This is a genomic window from uncultured Campylobacter sp. (assembly GCF_938045535.1).
GTDB lineage: Bacteria > Campylobacterota > Campylobacteria > Campylobacterales > Campylobacteraceae > Campylobacter_B.
In genome coordinates this window covers 1-2,637 of sequence record NZ_CALIMQ010000217.1, presented here as the reverse complement: position 1 = coordinate 2,637, position 2,637 = coordinate 1, and the positions used below count along the sequence as shown (strand labels likewise).

The 2,637-nt window shown below is 52.9% G+C and carries 4 protein-coding genes and 1 pseudogene; 4 read left to right on the top strand and 1 reads right to left on the bottom strand.

The features are described 5' to 3' along the window. Together Q0095_RS06685 and Q0095_RS10280 are read left to right on the top strand one after the other, a co-directional pair. The coding region (locus tag Q0095_RS06685; RefSeq protein WP_297882529.1) for a hypothetical protein at positions 1-389 on the top strand (389 nt) is incomplete at its 5' end. Positions 390-433: 44 nt separating this feature from the next. Further along, positions 434-1,087 (top strand): metallophosphoesterase, encoded by a 654-nt coding sequence (locus tag Q0095_RS10280; RefSeq protein WP_366806223.1) that lies wholly within the window; start codon positions 434-436, stop codon positions 1,085-1,087. Here the strand turns inward: Q0095_RS10280 and Q0095_RS06680 are convergent. Continuing rightward, a pseudogene (locus Q0095_RS06680) lies at positions 982-1,347 on the bottom strand (preprotein translocase subunit SecA); the annotation flags it as partial. The gene Q0095_RS10280 and the pseudogene Q0095_RS06680 sit on opposite strands and share 106 nt — an antisense overlap. 120 nt (positions 1,348-1,467) lie before the next feature. Here Q0095_RS06680 and lolA point away from each other — a divergent pair. Continuing rightward, positions 1,468-1,980, top strand: a complete 513-nt coding sequence (gene lolA, locus Q0095_RS06675) for a LolA-like outer membrane lipoprotein chaperone (RefSeq protein ID WP_297882528.1) — start codon at positions 1,468-1,470, stop codon at positions 1,978-1,980. Positions 1,981-1,986: 6 nt separating this feature from the next. Then, positions 1,987-2,547, top strand: a complete 561-nt coding sequence (locus tag Q0095_RS06670; RefSeq protein ID WP_297882526.1) for a low molecular weight protein-tyrosine-phosphatase — start codon at positions 1,987-1,989, stop codon at positions 2,545-2,547. The last annotated feature ends 90 nt before the right edge of the window (positions 2,548-2,637 follow it).

Here is a 2,637-nt window from a genome sequence, read left to right as displayed (position 1 = left end):
GGTTCATGGGCTACACCCCCCAGTTGGCCAGCGCCGTGTGGCAGGGCCACATGTCCGGGACGAAGACGATGTTCAACGCCGTCATCAAGGGAAAGCGGTACGGAGAGGTCTACGGCGGCCTTTTCCCCGCGACGATCTTCTCGACGTACACAAAGGCTGCCCTCGAAGGCCAGCCCAACAAGCACCTCAACGACGGCAAGCAGTCCAGCCAGCCTTCGAGTAGCCCAAGCAGCAAGTCGCCCAGCCCCAGCCCGTCTTCCGTTTCCCCGAGCGAGAGTTCCGGCAGCTCCGAAACGATCCAAACGCCCTCCGAAGACCAGTCCAAGCACAAGAACGACGACGAGGATGACGACAACGGCGGCGGCGAAGGCGACGACGGAAACGACTGAGCCGCGATGAAGCTGAGCTACCCTCTTCGACGCGGACTTAAGCCGTGAGCTTGGGCAAGGCGGCCGCCCGAATCGCGGCAGCCGGAACCGCCGCCGGGTTTGCAGCCGGATTGTGGAGTCTGGTCGAGGCTCAGGCGTTTGCGTTGCGCCGCCGCACTCTCGTTTTGGATCCGAGATCGTCTTCAGCTCGCGTCTTGGGCGAGCAGGCTGCCGCGGCGGGCTCAACGTCCTCGACGCCGAAGGCCCCCGTTGTCAGGCAAGGCGACGCGTCGGACCGGCCTTTCTCTCCCGCTGCGCAGGACGCAGTTTCCCTAGACGACGGCGACCCCCGGCGTCTGAGGATCCTGCACCTGTCGGACATCCACCTGCTCGCCTGGCAACGGCGAAAGCTGGCCTGGATCGAGAAGCTGGCCGGAGAGGACCCCGACCTCCTCATCCTCACAGGAGACTCCATCGCACACTCGGCCGCTGTCGCACCGCTGCTTCGCACGCTCTCCGTCTTCGCCGGGCTGCCTGGACTGTTCGTCTTCGGCTCGAACGACTACTACCCTCCCCGACCCAAGAATCCTTTCACATATTTCAAAGCGCCCTCCATCGCATTTAGCACTACCGCCAAAGTCGCTACGAGGGTCTTTCCTTCGCCTGTTTTCATCTCTGCGATCGCGCCGTCGTTTAGCACCAAACCACCTATTAGCTGAACGTCGAAGTGGCGCATATTTAGCACTCTTTTGCCCGCCTCTCGCACGATAGCAAATACTTCGTTAAGCACGTCATCCGTGCTCTTTTCGCCCGCGCGAACTTGCGCTCTTAACGCTTCAAATTCCGCCTTAAGCGCCGCATCGTCCATCGCCACGTAGTTTTCTTCAAGCGCACTGATCTGCGCTGCGCGCTTGGCGTATTGTTTGACGATCCTATCGTTTTTAGTACCAAAAATCCCGTGGATGACCTTTTTAAACATCTCAAACCTTAGTTTTAAAATTTTAACCGCGCATATTAACATATTTTTAGTTTCTATTTAATTAAATCCTAGAAAAACGGCTATAATACGCGCAAATTTTCAAAAATAAAGGCAAAATTTATGAAAAAAACTCTTATTTCTTTAGCGGCAAGCTGCATTTTTGCATTCGCAAGCGGGATAGAATTCGATACGCTGAGCGCAAATTTTTCGCAAACCGTGCAGAGCGACGACGCGAAAATCAGCTACGGCGGCGATTTTAGCGCTACGAAAGAGAACGCCGTGTGGCATTACAAGACCCCTACGATAAAAAATATATTTTTTAGCTTCACAAAGGTCGTCGTAATCGAGCCCGAACTCGAGCAAGCTATCATCACGAATATCAAAGAAACGCCAAATTTAACCGCGATCCTAGCGAATGCAAAGCCAAATAAAAACGGCGTTTATGAGGCGAGCTTCGACGATGTGAAATATCTCATCGAGCTAAAGGGTGATCTGCCGAGTAAGATCAGCTACACCGACAAAATGGATAATAAAGTCGTCATCAATCTAAGCAACGTCCGCAAAAACGCGCCGGTAAACGAGGCGATCTTTAAGCCTGCAATCCCCAAAAACTACGACATCATTACGCAGTAGGCGCGCGTGAGGCTACTTTTTGTATGTCACGGCAACATCTGCCGCTCACCGATGGCGCAGTCCGTGATGCAAAATTTTATTAATCAAAGCGGCCTAAGTGCGCGCGTGAGCGTAGATTCTGCGGCGACGCACACCGACGAGATCGGCTCGCCGCCCTATTACGAAACGCAGCGCGTGCTAAAAGAGCAAAAGGTGCCGCTCGTAGCGCATCGCGCCGTGCAGGTCACGCCCGCAGACTACGAGCGCTACGATCTGATACTTTGCATGGATGATGAAAATATGCGCTCGCTGGGGCGAATTTTTCGCGGTAAGGATATGGCTAAGGTAAAATTTCTTTTGGAATTTGCAGGGGAAAATTTTACAGACTGCGATGCGCGAAATTTCAAAGGCTCAGCAAAGCAAACCGGCTTAAATTTAAAAGGCGCCGGTTCAAATTTAACCCATCCCGAACACCTACAAATCGCCGATCCATACTACACGCGCGATTTTGAGCGCTGCTACGCAGATATCAAACGCGGCTGCGAGGGACTCTTGCGATACATTAAAAATTCAGACGGAATTTGCTAAAATCCGCGATTAAATTTTAGCGTCTTTAAAAAGGCGCGGCTTAAAGTGATGATTCAAGGAAAAATATGTTTAGGCTTTTGATCGTTCCAT